Source organism: Bradyrhizobium erythrophlei (assembly GCF_042430365.1).
Lineage (GTDB): Bacteria > Pseudomonadota > Alphaproteobacteria > Rhizobiales > Xanthobacteraceae > Bradyrhizobium > Bradyrhizobium erythrophlei.
The window spans coordinates 1-17,907 of the sequence record NZ_JBHMET010000018.1 but is presented as its reverse complement, the minus strand read 5'-3'; the positions used below and the strand labels follow the sequence as shown (position 1 = coordinate 17,907).

Annotated in this window: 17 protein-coding genes; 10 read left to right on the top strand and 7 right to left on the bottom strand. The window is 64.7% G+C overall.

Going from position 1 to position 17,907, the window contains the following annotated elements:
• Window positions 1–258: 258 nt before the first annotated feature.
• On the bottom strand, window positions 259–1,731 hold the full coding sequence (locus tag ACFFWD_RS02255) for a protein adenylyltransferase SelO (RefSeq protein ID WP_376961002.1): 1,473 nt from the start codon (window positions 1,729–1,731) through the stop codon (window positions 259–261).
• Window positions 1,732–1,925: 194 nt separating this feature from the next.
• On the opposite strand from ACFFWD_RS02255, the gene aspS reads away from it, so the two are divergent.
• From aspS to ACFFWD_RS02240, 3 genes are all read left to right on the top strand, one after another.
• Window positions 1,926–3,698, top strand: coding sequence for an aspartate--tRNA ligase (gene aspS / locus ACFFWD_RS02250; RefSeq protein ID WP_376961000.1), 1,773 nt, complete (start codon window positions 1,926–1,928; stop codon window positions 3,696–3,698).
• A gap of 145 nt (window positions 3,699–3,843) precedes the next feature.
• Window positions 3,844–6,153 (top strand): NADP-dependent malic enzyme, encoded by a 2,310-nt coding sequence (locus ACFFWD_RS02245; RefSeq protein WP_376960998.1) that lies wholly within the window; start codon window positions 3,844–3,846, stop codon window positions 6,151–6,153.
• Window positions 6,154–6,256: 103 nt separating this feature from the next.
• Entirely contained in the window at window positions 6,257–6,712 is a 456-nt protein-coding gene (locus ACFFWD_RS02240) for a DoxX family protein (RefSeq protein WP_376960996.1), read from the top strand.
• Window positions 6,713–6,718: 6 nt separating this feature from the next.
• On the opposite strand, the gene ACFFWD_RS02235 is transcribed toward ACFFWD_RS02240, so the two are convergent.
• Window positions 6,719–7,999, bottom strand: a complete 1,281-nt coding sequence (locus tag ACFFWD_RS02235) for an MFS transporter (protein ID WP_376960994.1) — start codon at window positions 7,997–7,999, stop codon at window positions 6,719–6,721.
• A gap of 220 nt (window positions 8,000–8,219) precedes the next feature.
• On the opposite strand from ACFFWD_RS02235, the gene ACFFWD_RS02230 reads away from it, so the two are divergent.
• The 3 genes from ACFFWD_RS02230 to ACFFWD_RS02220 are packed head-to-tail and all read left to right on the top strand — an operon-like array spanning window position 8,220 to window position 10,602.
• Window positions 8,220–9,254: a LacI family DNA-binding transcriptional regulator gene (locus ACFFWD_RS02230; protein ID WP_376960992.1), complete on the top strand. Its 1,035-nt coding sequence runs from the start codon at window positions 8,220–8,222 to the stop codon at window positions 9,252–9,254.
• Window positions 9,255–9,265: 11 nt separating this feature from the next.
• Window positions 9,266–10,225: an alpha/beta hydrolase gene (locus ACFFWD_RS02225; RefSeq protein WP_376960990.1), complete on the top strand. Its 960-nt coding sequence runs from the start codon at window positions 9,266–9,268 to the stop codon at window positions 10,223–10,225.
• On the top strand, window positions 10,225–10,602 hold the full coding sequence (locus ACFFWD_RS02220; protein WP_376960988.1) for a nuclear transport factor 2 family protein: 378 nt from the start codon (window positions 10,225–10,227) through the stop codon (window positions 10,600–10,602). The genes ACFFWD_RS02225 and ACFFWD_RS02220 overlap by 1 nt, the downstream gene beginning before the upstream one ends.
• Before the next feature lie 149 nt (window positions 10,603–10,751).
• Here ACFFWD_RS02220 and ACFFWD_RS02215 read toward each other — a convergent pair whose 3' ends face one another.
• The 4 genes from ACFFWD_RS02215 to ACFFWD_RS02200 all read right to left on the bottom strand — a co-directional run bounded on the left by ACFFWD_RS02215 (window position 10,752) and on the right by ACFFWD_RS02200 (window position 14,927).
• The gene (locus ACFFWD_RS02215; RefSeq protein WP_376960986.1) at window positions 10,752–11,324 is read right to left on the bottom strand and encodes a dihydrofolate reductase family protein; all 573 of its coding nucleotides are present in this window, start codon (window positions 11,322–11,324) and stop codon (window positions 10,752–10,754) included.
• A 9-nt stretch (window positions 11,325–11,333) separates the two neighbouring features.
• Window positions 11,334–12,356, bottom strand: coding sequence for a polysaccharide deacetylase family protein (locus ACFFWD_RS02210; protein ID WP_376960984.1), 1,023 nt, complete (start codon window positions 12,354–12,356; stop codon window positions 11,334–11,336).
• A gap of 178 nt (window positions 12,357–12,534) precedes the next feature.
• A complete protein-coding gene (locus ACFFWD_RS02205) occupies window positions 12,535–13,110 on the bottom strand; it encodes a glutathione peroxidase (RefSeq protein ID WP_376960982.1) in 576 nt (191 codons plus the stop codon).
• A gap of 83 nt (window positions 13,111–13,193) precedes the next feature.
• A complete protein-coding gene (locus tag ACFFWD_RS02200; protein WP_376960980.1) occupies window positions 13,194–14,927 on the bottom strand; it encodes a L,D-transpeptidase family protein in 1,734 nt (577 codons plus the stop codon).
• A 301-nt stretch (window positions 14,928–15,228) separates the two neighbouring features.
• On the opposite strand from ACFFWD_RS02200, the gene ACFFWD_RS02195 reads away from it, so the two are divergent.
• On the top strand, window positions 15,229–15,711 hold the full coding sequence (locus ACFFWD_RS02195) for a CreA family protein (protein ID WP_376961108.1): 483 nt from the start codon (window positions 15,229–15,231) through the stop codon (window positions 15,709–15,711).
• A gap of 43 nt (window positions 15,712–15,754) precedes the next feature.
• Here ACFFWD_RS02195 and ACFFWD_RS02190 read toward each other — a convergent pair whose 3' ends face one another.
• Window positions 15,755–15,988 (bottom strand): hypothetical protein, encoded by a 234-nt coding sequence (locus ACFFWD_RS02190; protein ID WP_376961106.1) that lies wholly within the window; start codon window positions 15,986–15,988, stop codon window positions 15,755–15,757.
• A gap of 386 nt (window positions 15,989–16,374) precedes the next feature.
• On the opposite strand from ACFFWD_RS02190, the gene ACFFWD_RS02185 reads away from it, so the two are divergent.
• The 3 genes from ACFFWD_RS02185 (at window position 16,375) to ACFFWD_RS02175 (ending at window position 17,896) form a co-directional block, all read left to right on the top strand.
• Window positions 16,375–16,530 carry a hypothetical protein gene (locus ACFFWD_RS02185; RefSeq protein ID WP_376960978.1) on the top strand — a complete coding sequence of 52 codons (156 nt, stop codon included), beginning with the start codon at window positions 16,375–16,377 and terminating at the stop codon, window positions 16,528–16,530.
• A 42-nt stretch (window positions 16,531–16,572) separates the two neighbouring features.
• Window positions 16,573–16,974, top strand: coding sequence for a hypothetical protein (locus ACFFWD_RS02180; protein ID WP_376960976.1), 402 nt, complete (start codon window positions 16,573–16,575; stop codon window positions 16,972–16,974).
• 436 nt (window positions 16,975–17,410) lie between these two features.
• The gene (locus tag ACFFWD_RS02175; RefSeq protein ID WP_376960974.1) at window positions 17,411–17,896 is read left to right on the top strand and encodes a hypothetical protein; all 486 of its coding nucleotides are present in this window, start codon (window positions 17,411–17,413) and stop codon (window positions 17,894–17,896) included.
• Window positions 17,897–17,907: the final 11 nt, after the last annotated feature.

Below are 17,907 nucleotides of genomic sequence, written 5' to 3'. Positions count from 1 at the left end.
CCGGGCAGCGCCAGCACGACGAGGCACAGTGCAATCATCATCAGTCCCATGAATTCAAAAGCAAACGCGTCCACGGGTCATACTCCCCCAAAGAAACCGTTAGACTTGTTTGGGAGGGATTGACGGGTTGTTAAGCCCTATGGTTACCGCGCCGGCGCTCCAGGCATGGTGGAGGGTGAGTTAACGCTCACGGAGCGGGACAGGCTTCCCCCTCCGCAATGCTCCGGCTTTTCCCCCGTCATTGCGATGCGGATAAAGCTACGTCCCGCAGAACGTCTGCGTCACGCGCTGCTCGGGCAGCGGCGGATCGGCGTAGGCCGCGAACTGCGGTTGGTCTTCGTACGGCTTTGCCAGCACCGTCAGCAACTCCTCGAACGGCGCGTAGTCGTCGTTGTTGGTGGCGGCCGCGATGACAGCCTCGACGCGGTGGTTGCGCGGGATGAAGGCGGGGTTGACGGCGTGCATCGCGGCTTTCCGCTCCGCTGGGGTCTGCGGCTCCAGCGCGAGGCGCGCGCGCCAGCGGCCGGCCCATTCGTCGAAGGCGGCGGGGTCGGTGAACTGGGCGCGGACGTCGGCGGCCTCGTCGGCAGCGGCGTCGCCCAGCGCCCGGAAGGTCAGGGTGAAATCGGCCTCGTTCTTCGCCATCGCTTCGAGCAGGTCCTGGATCAGTGCCTCGTCGCCATCTTGCGCGGTGAAGAGGCCGATCTTGCTGCGCAGCCCGGCCTGATAGGCCGCGGTGAACTTTTCAGGGAATTCGCCGAGGATCGCCTGGGCCTGTTCGATCGCCTTCTCCTGGTCGTCGGAGAACAGTTTCAACAGGCACTCGGCGAGCCGCGTCAGATTCCACAGCGCGATGCGCGGCTGGTTGGCATAGGCGTAGCGGCCCATCTCGTCGATCGAGGAGAACACCTGCGCCGGGTTGTAGGCGTCGAGGAAAGCGCAGGGGCCGTAATCGATGGTCTCGCCCGAGATCGAGGTGTTGTCGGTGTTCATCACGCCGTGGATGAAGCCGACCAGGAGCCAGCGCGCCACCAGCGCCGCCTGCCGCGCCACGACGCCTTCGAGCAGGGCGTGATAGGGGCGCTCGGCGTCCTTCACATCGGGATAGTGCCTGGCGATGACATGGTCGGCGAGTGCGCGCACGCCGTCGGTGTCGCCGCGCGCGGCGAAGAACTGGAAAGTGCCGACGCGGACATGGCTGGCGGCGACGCGGGTCAGCACCGCGCCGGGGAGCGCAATCTCGCGCATCACGGGCTCGCCAGTCACGACGGCGGCGAGCGAGCGCGTGGTCGGGATCCCCAGGGCGAACATCGCCTCGCTGACGATGTACTCGCGCAGGACCGGCCCGAGCGCAGCGCGGCCGTCGCCGCGGCGGGAGAATGGGGTCGGGCCACTGCCCTTGAGCTGGATGTCGCGGCGGACGCCGTCCCGGTCGATGACCTCGCCAAGCAGGATGGCGCGGCCGTCACCAAGCTGGGGGACAAAATGTCCGAACTGGTGCCCGGCATAGGCCATCGCGATCGGGTCGGCCCCCTCGGGGACGCGCTTGCCGGCGAGGATTTCGGCCCCTTCCGGCGTCGACAGCAGATCCGGATCGAGGCCGAGCTGGACCGCGAGCGGCCGGTTCAGCTTGATCAGCCGGGGGCTGGCGACCGGGGTCGGGGCGACGCGAGCGAAAAAGTTCGCCGGAAGCGCCGAATATGTGTTCTGGAAGGGGAAATGGACGGTCATGTCCAAAAGATAGGCCGGTGGGGCGAATAGGCAAACGGTTCGCGGCGGGTGGCCTGAAAATCTGCGGTTTCGGGCCAAAACCGGGCGTTCCCTTGGTTGCCGCACCGGGCCTCGTCGGGTAAACCCTCCGCGACTTCGGATAGGCCATTTGGGCCTATCGCGATTCTCCTCCGACATCAGTTTTGGGACGACCAATGCATCGCTACCGGTCACATACATGCGGCGCGCTCCGAGAGAGCGATATCGACCAGACGGTCCGGCTCTCAGGCTGGGTGCACCGGGTCCGCGACCATGGCGGCGTGCTGTTCATTGACCTGCGCGACCATTACGGCATCACCCAGGTTGTCGCTGACCCGGATTCACCGGCCTTCAAGGAAGTCGAGAAGTTCCGCTCGGAGTGGGTGGTGCGGATCGATGGCAAGGTGCGCCGCCGGCCCGATGGCACCGTCAATCCGGAACTGCCGACCGGACAGGTCGAGGTCTATGTTCGGGAGATCGAGGTGCTGGGACCTGCGGCCGAGCTGCCGCTGCCGGTGTTCGGCGAGCAGGAATATCCTGAAGACATAAGGCTTAAGTACCGTTTCCTCGACCTGCGTCGCGAGAAACTGCACCAGAACATCATGACCCGCGGCGCGATCGTCGACTCCATGCGCAAGCGCATGAAGGAGCAAGGGTTTTTCGAATTCCAGACCCCGATCCTGACGGCGTCCTCGCCGGAAGGCGCGCGCGACTTCCTGGTGCCGTCGCGCATCCACCCCGGCAAGTTCTACGCGCTGCCGCAGGCGCCGCAGCAGTACAAGCAGCTCCTGATGATGTCGGGCTTCGACCGCTACTTCCAGATCGCGCCCTGTTTCCGCGACGAGGACCCGCGCGCCGACCGCCTGCCGGGCGAGTTCTACCAGCTCGACGTCGAGATGAGTTTTGTGACCCAGGACGACGTGTTTGCGGCAATGGAGCCGGTGATAACCGGCGTGTTCGAGGATTTTGCCAAGGGCAAGCCGGTGACCAAGAACTGGCCGCGCATCCCGTTCGCCGAAGCGGTGCGCAAATACGGCTCCGACAAGCCCGACCTGCGCAACAAGATCGTGATGCAGGACGTCTCCGAGCACTTCCGCGGCTCCGGCTTCAAGGTGTTCGCGCGGATGCTGGAAGACCCGAAGAACCAGGTCTGGGCGATCCCGGGCACGGGCGGCGGTAGCCGCGCGTTCTGCGACCGCATGAACTCGTGGGCGCAGGGCGAGGGCCAGCCCGGCCTCGGCTACATCATGTGGCGCGAGGGCGGCGAGGGCGCTGGCCCCTTGGCCAACAACATCGGTCCCGAACGCACCGCGGCAATCCGCGATCAGCTCGGCCTCAAGGAAGGCGATGCGGCGTTCTTCGTTGCCGGCGATCCCGATAAATTCTGGAAGTTCGCAGGGCTCGCGCGCACCAAGCTTGGCGAGGAGTTGAACCAGATCGACAAGGACCGGTTCGAGCTCGCCTGGATCGTCGACTTCCCGATGTACGAGTATGACGAGGAGAACAAGAAGGTCGACTTCTCGCACAACCCGTTCTCGATGCCGCAAGGCGGCCTCGAGGCGCTCAAGACGCAGGATCCGCTGACGATCAGGGCGTTCCAGTACGACATCACCTGCAACGGCTACGAGATCGCCTCCGGCGGCATCCGCAACCATAAGCCGGAAGCGATGGTGAAGGCGTTTGAGATCGCAGGCTACGGCGAGCAGGAAGTCATCGACCGCTTCGGCGGCATGTACCGTGCGTTCCAGTACGGTGCACCGCCGCATGGCGGCATGGCGGCCGGGCTCGACCGTATCGTGATGCTGTTGTGCGGCACCACGAACCTGCGTGAGATCTCGCTGTTCCCGATGAACCAGCAGGCCATGGACCTCCTGATGGGCGCGCCCTCGGAAGCCACGCCGAAGCAGTTGCGCGAGCTTCACATCCGGACCAATCTGCCGCAGAAATAACGGGCGCATATTCGGACGGCTCACGCCGTCGGGAGCATGGCTCGACAATAATCACGGGATGACGCTTTCCAGGAAACGTCATCCCGCTTTTGCCTCAAGTCTAAGTCCGGCCACCGAACATTGATGCGGGGCCGAGGGGGAGTGCATGTCGTCATCGTCTGAAGAACTCCACAACGCGGCGCTCGCCTATCACCGCCTGCCGCGGCCCGGCAAACTCGAGATCCAGGCGATCAAGCCGCTCGCCAACCAGCGCGACCTCGCGCTCGCCTATTCGCCGGGCGTGGCCGCCGCCTGCACCGAGATCGCCAACAACCCGGCCGAGGCCGCCTCGCTGACCGCGCGCGCCAATCTGGTGGCGGTGGTCTCGAACGGCACCGCGGTGCTCGGCCTCGGCAATATCGGCCCGCTGGCCTCCAAGCCCGTCATGGAAGGCAAGGCGGTGCTGTTCAAGAAATTCGCCGGCATCGACGTGTTCGACATCGAGATCAAGGCCGACACGATCGAGCGCGTGGTCGAGACGGTGGCGGCGCTGGAGCCGACCTTCGGCGGCATCAACCTCGAGGACATCCGCGGGCCGGAGTGCTTCGAGATCGAGGCGCAGCTCAAGGAGCGCATGAAGATCCCGGTGTTCCACGACGACCAGCATGGCACCGCCATCATCGTCGCGGCGGCGATCGTCAACGGGCTGCTCTTGAACGGCAAGAAGCTGGCCGAGGTCAAGATCGTCTGTTCGGGCGCGGGTGCGGCCGCGATCGCAACCCTCAATTTGCTGGTCTCGATGGGCGCGCAGCGCAAGAATATCTGGGTCTGCGACATCGACGGCGTCGTCTATGAGGGCCGCAACACCACGATGGATCGCTGGAAGGCGGTCTATGTCCAGAACACCGACGCGCGCGTGCTGGCGGATGTCATTCCCGGCGCGGACATCTTTATTGGCCTGTCGGCGCCGGGCGTGCTGAAGACCGAGATGGTCAAGCAGATGGGCGACAAGCCGCTGGTGATGGCGCTGGCCAACCCGGTGCCCGAGATCATGCCCGACGAGGCGCGCCAGGCGCGGCCCGACGCCATGATCTGCACCGGGCGGTCGGACTTCCCGAACCAGGTCAACAATGTGCTCTGCTTCCCGTTCATCTTCCGCGGCGCGCTCGATGTTGGCGCCACTGCGATCAACGAGACGATGAAGCACGCCGCGGTGGATGCGATCGCGCAGCTCGCGCGCGATCCGCCGTCGGATGCGGTGGCCCATGGTTTCGACACCGGCGAGACGCAAGGCTTCGGCCCGGGCTCGCTGATCCCGAGCCCGTTCGATCCGCGCCTGATCCTGCGCATCGCGCCGGCGGTGGCGAAGGCTGCGATGGAGTCGGGCGTTGCGACCCGGCCGATGAAGAACTTCGACGAGTACTGCACCGAGCTGCAGCGCTACGCGTTCCGCTCCGGGCTGACCATGAAGCCGGTGTTCGCCAAGGCGAAGACCCAGCCGGTGCGGGTGATCTACGCCGAGGGCGAGGACGAGCGGGTGCTGCGCGCCACGCAAGTGGTGCTGGAGGAGAAGCTGGCGCGGCCGATCCTGGTCGGCCGTCCGTCTGTCGTCGAGACCCGCATCAAGCGTTTCGGCCTGTCGATCAAGGCGGGCCGCGATTTCGACCTCGTCAATCCCGAGGACGATCCGCGTTACCGCTCCTATGTGCAGTCCTATATCGACGTCGCCGGCCGGCGCGGCGTGACGCCCGATGCGGCGCGCACGGTGGTGCGCACCAACAACACCGTCATCGCCGCGCTCGCGGTGTTGCGCGGCGAGGCCGATGCCATGCTGTGCGGCGTCGAGGGCCGTTACATGAGCCATCTGCGCCATGTCCGCGAGATCATCGGCTTCCTGCCGGGAATCAGCGATTATGCCGCGCTGTCGCTGATGATCACCACCAAGGGCGCTTACTTCATCGCCGACACCCAGGTGCGGGCGAACCCCAGCGCCGAGGAGCTCGCCGAGGTGGCGTCGCTGGCGGCGATCCATGCCCAGCGTTTCGCCTTCAAGCCCAAGGTCGCGTTCGTGTCACATTCCGACTTCGGCAGCTACGACACCGACTCCTCGCGCAAGATGCGTCGTGCCACCCAGCTCCTGAAGGAGCGGCATCCGGAGATCGAGGCCGACGGCGAAATGCAGGCCGACACCGCGCTCTCCGGCGTCGCGCGCAAGCTGGTGCTGCCGCAATCGCGGCTGGAGGGCGATGCTAACATCCTGATCATGCCGACGCTGGACGCGGCCAACATCGCCTATCAGACCATCAAGGTGCTGGCCGACGCGTTGCCGGTCGGTCCAATCCTGATCGGACCGGCGCGCCCGGCGCACATCCTCACCCCCGGCGTGACCGCGCGCGGCGTGCTCAACATGACGGCGGTCGCGGCCGTCGAGGCCCAGGAGCGCGCGGGGCGCGCGCAGCCGACGCTGTTCGGCTGAGCGGTTCCCGCGGAAGGCGGATTAGATTTGATCGAGGCAGGCGGAATGACCATAATCGTTCCGCCTGCTTCGCCCGATCTCCGCAATTCCATGAGGCCGACCCATGCCAGCGTTCATTACTTTCGGGCGAGTTCTGTTCGCCGTGCTGTTCATCTATTCGGGCGCGACCAAGCTGTTCGGCATCCAGGCGACCGCCGATCTCATCGCGGCGAAGGTGACGATTCCCGCGCTGGTTGCGCCCTATACGCAGCAGGTCGAGACCTTCGTCGGCATGCCGTTCATGCAGATTCTCGTGATCGCCGCCGGCGCGTTCGAAATCCTCGCAGGGCTGATGATCGCGGTGAATCTGCTGGCGCGGTTCTTCGCGATCCTCCTGATCATCTTCGTCTGCATCTCCACCTTCTACTTCCAAGACTTCTGGAACCAGCCGGCGCCCGACAATGCCAAGACGCTGATCGATGCGCTGAAGAACCTCTCGATCATCGGCGCGCTGTTCATCATCGCCGGCTACGGCCGCGGCCCCCGCGCTGGCATCGATCCCGCCTACGGGGACGTGTAGGCCACATCACGACGATGAGGCGGCCGCAGCGCCGCGCAGCGCCTGTGCCTCGTCCGGACTGGTGCGGTAGCGGCCGATCGAGACGAAGAGCAGGGCAGGGATGACCTGCAGTCCCGCCAGCAGCATCAGCGGCACGTCGGCGCTGCCGAAGGTCGCGCTGAGCTGGGCAAAGGCGATCGGACCGATCGCGGCGCCGAGGAAGAACGCAAACAGGAACCAGCCGAAAATCCGCGAGACGGCGGCGGTGCCGAAGTAGCGGCTGGCGAGATACGGCATCAGGTCGGTGTCGCCGCCGATCGCAAGGCCGTTGAGGGTCGACGCGACGATGATCAGCGTCGGCACCGCCGTGGTGGCATAGGTCATCGCGCAGACGCTGGTCAGTGCGAGCGCGATGATGCCGACAAAGGGCGCGTGGACGCGGTCGAGCAGGTAGCCGAACCCGATCCGCCCGAACAGCACGGCAATGCCGGAGACCGCCTGGATCGTCGCGACATCGGCAAGACCCATCCCGGCCTTCTTGGTCAGGATGTAAACGATGTTGGGCGCGATGGCGTAGAACGACAGGCCCATGATCGCAAACGAGATCGCGAGCTTCCAGAACACGCCGGTGCGGATGATCTCGCCGACCGTCATGCCGTGGTCGACCGGCGCGCTCGCTACGCGTTCGGCCTGGCTTGCGCCATCGGGAAGCAGGCCGAGCTGCGTCGGGCTGTCCTTGACCAAGAGCGCGACCAACGGCAGGCAGACCACGAGCTCGAAGGCGGCCATCGCGACCAGCGTCCATGACCAGCCGTGCGCGGCGATCATCCTGTGGGCGACGATCGGGATGATGAACGAACCGAGCGCCTGGCCGCTCGCGGCGATGCCGAGCGCGAGTCCGCGCTTGCGGTTGAACCAGAGCGCAATGGCGCGGGCATAGGACACGACGTTGGTGCCGGCGCTGACGATGCCGATCAGCGCGAACGCCAGATAGAATTGCCAGAGCGTGCCGTCGATCCGGCTGAGCAGCAGCACGGCGGCCGCAAACATCGCGATGCTGATGAGGGCGAATGTGCGCGAGCCCCAGCGATCGAGCGGCCAGCCGCAGAGCGGATAGGCGATGGTCTGCAGCAACAGATAGATCGATGCGGCCTTGGCGACCTCGGGCTGGCTCCAGCCGAAGTCCTTGGCCATGGCGCCGGCGAGCAGGGCGAAGCCCGCGGCAAAGAACGGCACTGAACCGAACGCGACGCCGACGCCGGAGCCAGCGACGACGTTCCATCCCGGAAAGTAGAGTGACCTGCGCATTGTCCGTCCCCCGTTATGAGATTATTGAAATCAATTTCATAAATGAGACATCTGGCGCGGATTACGTCAAGTAGCGAAGCAGCCCGAGATTCGAGCGATCTGCACGAATTTTCTATATTCTGAAGTTATTTCAGGGCTTTATTATCTCATAAGCATGGTTCCTTGACTTCGTGCAGCTTCCTGACTATCCAAGGCGGAATGAAATAGATATCATAGATCGATGGTCGCGACCCGGAGCAAATCCCCGAGCGTTTCAAGGCTGGCGGAAGTCGCCCGGCTCGCCGAGGTGTCGCCGGCGACCGTATCGCGGGCCTTCAACACGCCGGATCTGCTCAACGAGGCGACGCTGAAGCGGGTCAACGCCGCGGCCGCAGAACTCAACTACATCCCGGACGGTCTGGCCCGCTCGCTGCGGCGCAACCGCAGCATGGTGATCGGCGCCGTGGTGCCGGCGCTGCGTCACGCCTATTTCGCGAGCACCGTGGACGGCCTGCAGTCGGAGATCGCCAGGCGCGGCTACACGCTGTTGCTCGCGACCTCGGACTTCGACGAGAAGACCGAGCTCGCCGCGGTCCGCTCGATGATCCGCCAGGGCGTCGACGGTATCGTGCTGGTGGGCAAGCAGCACGATCCCGCACTGCTGCCGCTGCTCGACGATCTCGGCAAGCCGTTCATCGTCACTTGGTCCTACGACACCGAGATCGCGTCGGTCGGGTTCGACCATCGCAAGGCGATCCAGCCGGTGGTCAATCATCTGCTCGACCTCGGCCATCGCGACATCGTGGCGATCATGGCGTTCCTCAATGTCAGCGATCGCGAACGCGATCGTCTGGCCGGCATCGAGGACGCATTTGCCGGTCGCGGCGCCGAATTTCCGCGCGACCGCGTGATCTATGCCGGCGGCAGCGGCCTGCAGGACGGCCGCAACGCATTTCGCGCCGCGCAGGCGTGCTTTCCCAAGGCGACCGCGGTGATTTGCGCCAACGATCTCCTGGCTGCCGGCGCGATGATGGAATGCGCCGCGCGCGGCCTGTCGGTGCCGCGCGACGTGTCGGTCGTCGGCTATGGCGATCTCGACATTGCCGCCGCGATGAACCCCGCCATCACGACGGTCAGGACGCCTGCCGAGGAGATGGGGCGCATGGCCGCCACCAGCCTGCTGGCGAAGCTCGCCGGCGGCGACGGTGTGGAACATATCGAACTTGCGACTGAACTGATCGTGCGTGGCAGCACCGGTCCGGTCGCGGCCACCTGAAGGAGGATTTCGTGACCGCTGTCCCGTCGAAAGCACCGGCCGCCGTGGCCTATCTCGACAAGATCTACGATGTCGCGTTCACGCCCGACGTCACCTACGGTGTCGGCGGCATCGGCTATGTCGCGGGACAGGGAGCTTCGCGTTATCGCGAGCTCAAGCTCGACGTCTATCAGCCGGTCAGCGACAGCAAGACACCGCGGCCTGCGCTCGTCCTCGCCTTTGGCGGCGCATTTCACCGCGGCTCGAAGGGTGCCGAGTTGTTCGAGGGCGAGAACCCGAGCACCGCGATGGCGGAATATTGCCGCGAGTTCGCGCGCCGCGGCTATGTCTGCTTCTCGATCGACTACCGCCTGATGCAAGAAGCGCCGGACCCCGGCGTCACGCCGTTCCTGCTGCCCGGCCAGCCGCAGAACACCGACCGCATCGACTTCGTGCGCGGCATCCTCGGCCTGCCGCCATGCACGCAGCAAATGATGTCCGACACGCTGGAGGCTGCAACCGACGACATGACCAGGGCGGTCAACTTCGTGCGCAGCCAGTCGCGCGTCTACGGCGTCGACGTGACGCGGATCGTTTGCGGCGGGTTCTCGGCCGGCGCCGTGATCGCGCTCAATTCGGCGTTCGCGGAGCGGGCGCCGGTGGCTGCCGTGGTCGCTTTGTCCGGCCGGATCGCGGGGTTCACGCTGGATATCAGCCTGACCGACGCCGCGATCGCGCCGGCCGCGCTGATGTTTTTCGGCGAGCGCGATCTTCCGGTCATTCTCGGCGGCATCGACGAGATGCGCGGTCACTTCAACCGGGTCGGCGTGGCCAACCAGATGGTCCATGTCGCCGGTGCCGATCATTTCTACCTGCGGACGGCGAGGGTGGAGCGCGCGGACGGCAGCGCGAGCGATGTCGAAACTGTCATCGCCGAATTCCTCTACGACAAGCTTGGTCTCGCGAGCGCCACGCAAGCTGCGGCGGCGTGATGGTGGACGGCAAGGTCACTATCGCGACGCTCGAGGCGTTTGCCGACGCCTGGAATCGTCACGACATCGACGGTCTCATGTCGTTCATGACCGATGATTGCGTGTTCGAGGCCAATGCCGGCCCGGATGTGTCAGGCACGGTGTTCCGCGGTCGCGACGATGTGCGCCGCGGTTTCATGCGTGCGTGGCAAATGTTTCCGGATGCGCGCTGGAGCAACGCGCGCCACTTCATCTCAGGCGATCGCGGCTGCTCGGAGTGGATCTTCTCGGGCACCGGCGCCGACGGCAAGCGGGTCGAAATCGCCGGCTGCGACATCTTCACGTTTGCCGGCGACAGGATCGCGGTGAAGAACTCGTTCCGCAAGCAGCGGAGCTGATGTGATTCGTAGGGCGAATTAGATTAGCCCACCGGGTCCGCGCAAGGTGCGGCCCGATGACAGGCTCCGGCGTAATCCGCCTGTCGCAAAAGACGCGAGGGTGGCGGGTTACGCTGACGCTAACCCGCCCCACGATCCGTACGTTATGATCACGACACCCGCCGCCATGGCGTGACGCTGACATCGTGCGCAGCGTCGATCAGTTGCGCTTCGCCGGCCCGCAGGCCGTGGCCGGCGAGCACCTGTTGCGGCGAGCGGTCAGGAACGCCGGGAAAGCACGGCTCGCCGTCGGGGATGCGCACACGCGGCGCGACCGACAGCCAGAACGTGTCGTAGCGGTCCATGAACATGCCGAACACGCCGGGCCCGCCGATGATCGCAGCACTGCCTGAGGTGACGCCGATCTCGCCACAGGCCGTCTCGAACGGGCAGCCGGCGGGATTCCACAACAGCGCCTTCGGATTGGCCGGATCGGGCGCGGTCGCCTCGACCTTGCGCGTCAGGATGATGCGCCGGCGCTTTGGTGCGTTCGCCTGCTCTTCCTCGGAGTGGCGGCCGTGCACGATCAGGTCGGCGCGCTCGAGGGCGGCGGTGAAGAAGCGCTTGTCGCCCTCGATTTTGAGATCGTCGGGCATGACATTGCGCGCGTTCGCCAGCCGGCCGTCGGCGGAGACGATCACAAAACCTTCGATACGCAGCACCGGCACGGAGATTGTCGCCAATAGGCGCCGTTACTCGTTGACCGTCTTGACGACGCTGTTCACCGGCCGCGAGCTCACGGTCGGCAGCTTGACGTCCTTGGCGAGCTCTTCCTCATATTGCGGCAGCACCGTCACCGGGAATTTGGAGCGCATCGCCACCACCTTGTAGCCGCCGGCCTTGAGCTGCTTCAACAGCTCAGGCAGCGCCTCGGCGGTGTGCTTCTGGAAGTCGTGCATCAGGATGATGCCCTTGCCGAGCTTGTTGACCTTCTTCATCACGGTGTCGATCACCTTCTGCGGCGTGCTCGCCTTGAAGTCGAAGGAGTCGAGATCGCAGGAGAAGATCGCGACGTTGCGGGTGCCGAGATAGGTGACCATCTCCGGCGGGTGCTGCAGCGCCGGGAAGCGGAAGAACGGCGAGGGTGCGACGCCGAGCGCCCATTTGACCGCGGCGTAACCGCGCTCGATCTCGTCCTTCCTCTGGTCCTCGGTCAGCTTCTTGTTGTTGAGATTGGCATGCGACCAGGTGTGCGCGCCGACCGTATGGCCGGCCGCGTAGACCTGTTTGAGGATCTCGGGGTGATAGGTCGCGTGCTTGCCGATCGGGAAGAAGATGCCGGTCGTGCATTCATCCGCCAGCGCCTTCAGGACGGCGGGCGTGTTGTTCGGCCACGGACCATCATCAAAGGTCAGCACCACCTCGTGGTCGCGCAGGAAGTCGAGCTGCTTGAAATGCTCGAACCCGAAGCCCGGGCCGCCGGTGGTGTCGATCTCGACCGTGCGGCCGACGCCGAGTGCGTTCGGGTTGTTGCAGGCGGCGCGCGCCGGCTGTGGCGGCTGTTGCGGCGGCACGGGCGGTGCAGCGGCGGCAGGCGCAGCTGCGGCTTGGGGTGCTGCGGCCACCCCCTTGGCGGCGGCCGGCGCGGGGGCTCCCGCGGGCGTCGCCGCTGGAGCAGCGGCGGTGCCCTTGGCGGGCGGTGTCTGCGACCACGCCGCAGTTGAGGCGAGCAGCGCCACCGTGCTCGCGAAAATCAGACCTGCCGCAATACGCATGGTGATGTTTCCTGCTGATCCCGTTCCCGGCGCAGGGTTTTTTCCGCTGCCGGGCGCTTTTCCCGTCCTCTCGAATAATACCCCAGTTGGATCGGCAGCGCCAAGCCAGCGGAGGTGGCAGCCTTGTGTCCAAATCCCCGTTTGATGAGATAATTCCGGGGATTACTCGGTTGATGCGTCAGGCGGCCCCCAGGGCGCGCGCGATCGCGGTCTTGACCCTTGTGTCCTCGGGCTCGACCGACTCAGGGAACACGTCGGCGATATAGCCGTCGCGGCCGATCAGGTATTTGTGGAAGTTCCAGCGCGGCACGTCCTTCGGCCGCGCCGCTGCCGCCCATCTGTAGAAGGGATGCGCGTTCGCGCCCCTCACGGCGGCCTTGGCCGCGATCGGAAAGGTGACGCTGTAGTGGTGTTGCGCCATTTCCGCGATCTCGGTTGCGCCGCCGGGCTCCAGGCCGCCGAAATCATTTGAGGGCACGCCGATGATGACGAGGCCGCGGTCGTGGAATTCGGTCCACAATTCCTGCAGCCCGGCATATTGCGGCGTGAAGCCGCAAAGCGAGGCCGTGTTCACGATCAGCATGGGACGGCCGGTATAATCGGCGAGACGGATCTCGCCGCCGTCGAGCGCTGGGAACGAGAACGCATAGGCCGTGATCCGGCTCATCGCGCCTTGTGCGTTGAGGGGACGCGAATTGAGCGATCCCGCCGCTGCGGCGAGGCCAGCCGCAATCAGGGTCCTGCGGTTGATCATGATCGTGTCCCCGGACCGATTTCGGCGGGGATCATAGTCCAGCACGCGCGCGACGGCCTTCAACAAGCCGTTATGAACGGCCGTTAGCGCAGCGGGACGATGAAGTCGGTGCCTTCGCCGGTTTCGCCCTGGTTGACGCCGAGGTCGGAGACGATGATCGAGCCGCCGCTGCCGAGCGCCTCGGCGATCCGCGCCATTGCGTCAGCGGGAATCGTGATGCGGTCGAGCGCCTCCGCCGGGCTGTTCGGGACCGGCAGCGGCGCAGCCTCAACCGCTGCGGCGCCAGCCACCTTGCGGCGGCGCGCGGCGCGGTCCTCGTCGTCGATCCGCGTTGCGTTGCGGGCGGTGACGGGAAGCGAGACCACCGTCCAGCGCAGCACGTTCACATCGTTCTTGTCGGTCTCTGCGGTGAACACATGGGTGCCGAGCGGCCGGTCGCTCGAGGCGACCGTCACCGGCACGTCGAACAGCGGGGCAAAGTTCTGGCGAACGTAGAGCTTGGAGTCCTTGCGGCTGATGAAGACGGCAATCTGGCCGATGCGCTTCGGCTCGGGCCTGGCAAGCGTCGGCAGCCGCGCCGGATCCTTCTTCGCGTCAGGCGTCGCCGCGGGCGCATCGACGGCCTTGACCGGCTCGGCGGGCTTGTCGGCCTCCGTGGCTGCGCTGGCTTTGGGGGCATCGACTTTCGGCGCCTCGGTGGCCGCGACGTCGGGCTTGGCCGCTTCCGTCTTCGGTTCATCGGCCCTGGTTTCGGCCTTGGCCTCCGCCTTGACATGATCGGCGGCGGAGACCTCGCTCTTTGCGGTCTCGGTGCTGCCCGTGATCGACGGGTCGGCCGCCGTCTTGTCCGATGCCGCCGCGTTGTTGTCGCGGCCGGCATCGGCGGCGGACTGGGTTTCGTTGGCGTCGCTCGCAGCCGCTTGCTGTTCATCTTCAGACTTTGCGGCGACAGGCTCGTGCGACGCAGGCGAGGCATCCGACATCGTTGCCCATGCGCTCGCGGCCGGCATCGAACCGGAGGCGTCGGCGGTGTGAGTGTTGTCGCGGAGCGCGGCGTGACCGACGGTCGAGCGCAGCTCGAGGCTGGTCTGCGGCTTGTCGACGCCCTTGTCGCCCTTCACGCCCAGCGGCGCGTCGACCTTGAGATCGTCGGCGACGGGCTGCGGCACAACCTTCTGCGTGACAAGAAGCGGATGCGAGAAGCTCGTCGGCGTCATCTCACCGGGCGTGACGATGACGCGCGCGCCCATCTTGGTCCAATTCCACATCTTCATCGCGAACGCCATCGGCATGCGGATGCAGCCATGCGACGCCGGATAACCGGGCAGCACGCCGGCATGCATCGCCACCCCCGACCAGGTGATGCGCTGCATGTACGGCATCGGCGCGCCGCTATAGATGTTGGAGTGGTGGAATTTGTGCTTCTGGATGATGCTGAACACACCCATCGGGGTCGAGTGCCCCTTCATGCCCGTCGACACCGGGCTCTCGGCGAACAGGCCGTTGGCGTCGTAAACCCGTACCCGCTGCGTCTCGATCGAAACCGCGATGACGAGCGGGCCCTGCGGCTTGGCGCCGGCCTCCTTCTCGACCGTTGCATCCTTCTTCGCCGGATTGCGCCGCACCTTCTGCCGGCGCGGCTGCTGCATCGGCTCGGGCTGGCTGTAATAGCCGGAATCGTACCCGCCCCAGTAGTAGAGGGCCGCATCGGCCTGTGAGGAGAGGCCGACGGTGCCCGCCGCCGTCAAAATCGCAAACTGCCAAAACCGCTCATTCGCAAAATCAAAAAATGAAATCCGACGTCCGCTCGCGCGCATATTCCCGATTCCCAGTCCAAACTATGTATTGGTTGTCGCAGACGCGAAACATGTTCACCAGCGCAGGCGATCCAACCCTTGCGTGACCACGTGTTTTTCGCCGAAAGCGTAACAAAAAGGCCTCACATAAGGTTAAAGGCGCGGCCGGCATCGGCTGCCCGCCGCGGCCTTCCTGTCCGGCGTTTCAGCACTACATACGCGAACGAGTTCAGAACCGGAGACCCTTATGACATCGAGAAGTGTGAGCCTGTGTGACGTGGAGCGGCTGTCTCGGTGGGGGTGCGCGTTACTGCTTCTGGTTATGGCGCTCGGACAGGCGGGGCCTGCGCGCGCCGCCGAAGAGCCGGACCTGATCTTCCGCCGCTCGACCGTGTTCAAATGGCTCAGCCCGAACGACAAGCTCGCGACCTACGGCGTCGACGATCCCGAGGTCGACGGTGTGGCGTGCCACTTCACGGTGCCGGAGAAGGGCGGCTTCAAGGGTTGGCTTGGCCTTGCCGAAGAAGTCTCTGATATCTCTCTGGCTTGCCGGCAGATCGGGCCGATCCGCTTCAAGGACAAGATGAGCCAGGGCGACGACATGTTCCGCAAGCGCCGCTCACTCTTCTTCAAGAAGATGCAGATCGTGCGCGGCTGCGACGCCAAGCGAAACGTGCTGGTCTACATGGTCTATTCAGACAAGCTGATCGAAGGCTCGCCAAAGAACTCCACCTCGTCCGTCCCGATCATGCCATGGGGCACCGGCGACGCCACGGTGGAGAAGTGTGGCGAGTATATTCAGTAGCTGGTGCAGAGGCTTGGCTCGCGAAGCTCAATCCGTTCGCGAGCTAGCGCTCGGTTTGGCCGAACTGCTTTGCACGGAAGTTGAAGCCGGCCGTTTCCGGCTTGACCTTGGAGTCACGGCACCCCACCAGCCGAACCAGCTTTTGCTGGGCGCATTCATTGTCGCCCATCACATAGGAGCCCTGTTGCGGCATCGCGCCCGTCATCTGTTGCTGGCCGGGTTTGCGGGTCGCTGCGTCATTACCAACACCGATGTTGCCATTGCCCACGACTGACATCCTTCGTTGGATCGAGATCACGACAACGTGCGACCAGCGAGATGGTTGCGCGCGCCGCTCACGTTGAGTCGGCGGGAACCTGAGGGCGGTTCATCGCCGGCTCGCCTGTGCTTTCCGACTTCTCACCAGAGGAACGTTAAGAAAGGCTGCTGGGGCGATCGGGTCCACGCGACCGCGGCCGCAACGCGGCCCCAGCGCTCAAGCGGCGCTGCTGAAATCATTCGTCTTTTTCGATCCATGTTTCGTCGCGCCCCCGGCGGCGAAACAATTCTCCATGGCGACGAAACCATTTTCCGCTTTTGGCGCAGGTGTCCGGAAACAGCGTTTGGTTATCAAACCGCCAACCAAACGGCGGGGACGCCGGCAGCAACACCGGAGACAGTCAGATGCGGACCATTAGCTTCATCCTCGCCTTCGCCTTCCTGATGGCTGGTCCGTCGATGGCGGGGTCTGCGGATAACGGTTTGCCCGGCATCGGCACCTTCTCCTACAGTGGCGCGCCGGTCGTGAGCCCGGCGCAGATGGTGGTGGCGGCCAACTGACCGCACGACGACAAGCCTAGAAAATTGCCGGTAAGGCTCTCCATGTTGCTCCGCATCTGTTTCGCCGCGATTGTTGCGTCGTTCGTCCTGGCAAATCCCGCGCAGGCGCAGTCGCAGCTTCCGCTCCAATCCATGCAATTCCGCTCGCTGTTCAAGATGCCTGATCCGCGCGGCGAATTCGTGCGGCTGTGCGCGCCCCACATGGTCGGCCGCTGGGCGCATCCCGAGGCGGTGTGCGGCTGCCTGCACGACTACGCTGCGGCCACCGTCGAGGACGCCGACCTGCGCGAGGCGCTGTTGCGCGGCATCAGCGAGACCGGCGTGCCGACGATCGAGACCGACTGGGTGCCGCCGTCCAAGCAGTCCGAGATCGGCCCGACCTTCACCAGGATCGCCAAGCCGACGCTGCAATGCATGTTCGAGCCGCTGCCCGCGACGAACTGAGCAGCGCGCTTGCAAAAGATGACAATGAATGAGGCGCCGGTTCTAACCAGGGCGTCTACTCACGAAGGCACTGATCTCGGCCTTGGATGGCACACAAGCAAAGCCCCAACCGGTTGTCGGGCCTTGGCTGGGGTCGCTGGTCAGTGAGAGAGGTTAGCCTCGAAGGCAGCCGCCGATCAACACAGCCTCAAACGCGCGCCACCGAAGTCATCAATGAGTTCGCCAAAGGACGATTGGTTGTTCCTGTCGTGGCACAATTGAACATCTAAAAAAATAATTTTCCTCGAACGCTCAGCCGGCGCCAGTCTACAAACTGACATCTGGATTGTTGGAATAGAGGTGATCAAACGCGTTGCAGACTGCTTGCATGCCAAATGGCTTCGCAACCGTGGAGTAACCGACCGCAAAGGAAAAACTCACACGACGGAGAACTCAGATGCCAGGAGGAGCAGCAATAATTGTTTTGTCCTTTGATTTTTACGAAAAAATCGCAGATATGGCGGCAACGACCGCGCCAATCTTCCGAACAATCAGTTACTCGGTCTGGGGCGCGAACGTCGCGGCAACCGGCACCTCGACAGCTGCGACTGTTTCCGCTGTAGGTGCGGCGGCGGCAGGCGCGGTTCCTGTCATCGCCATGGCGGGCGTGTTTGTTGCATTGGGACTTCCTTATCACCAAGCGAGGCAGGAGGCTCGGCGGGAAAGGGCACTTTGGGGGTTCGCCGAGGGGTTCGTTATGGGGATCTCAAATTGGACTTGGCATCAGGCCTGGATGCGTTTCGGAAGGAAAGAGGTCGGAACCAACGCTTGGGGTCAGGGCATCTCCGTCGCTGCTTATGAGGGCTACAACCGTGGGCTCAAGACGGGATTTGCACTAGTAGCTTGTCACTGTGATTTTGACTCTTTGGGCGTGCCTGGATAGGCGCGCCCAAG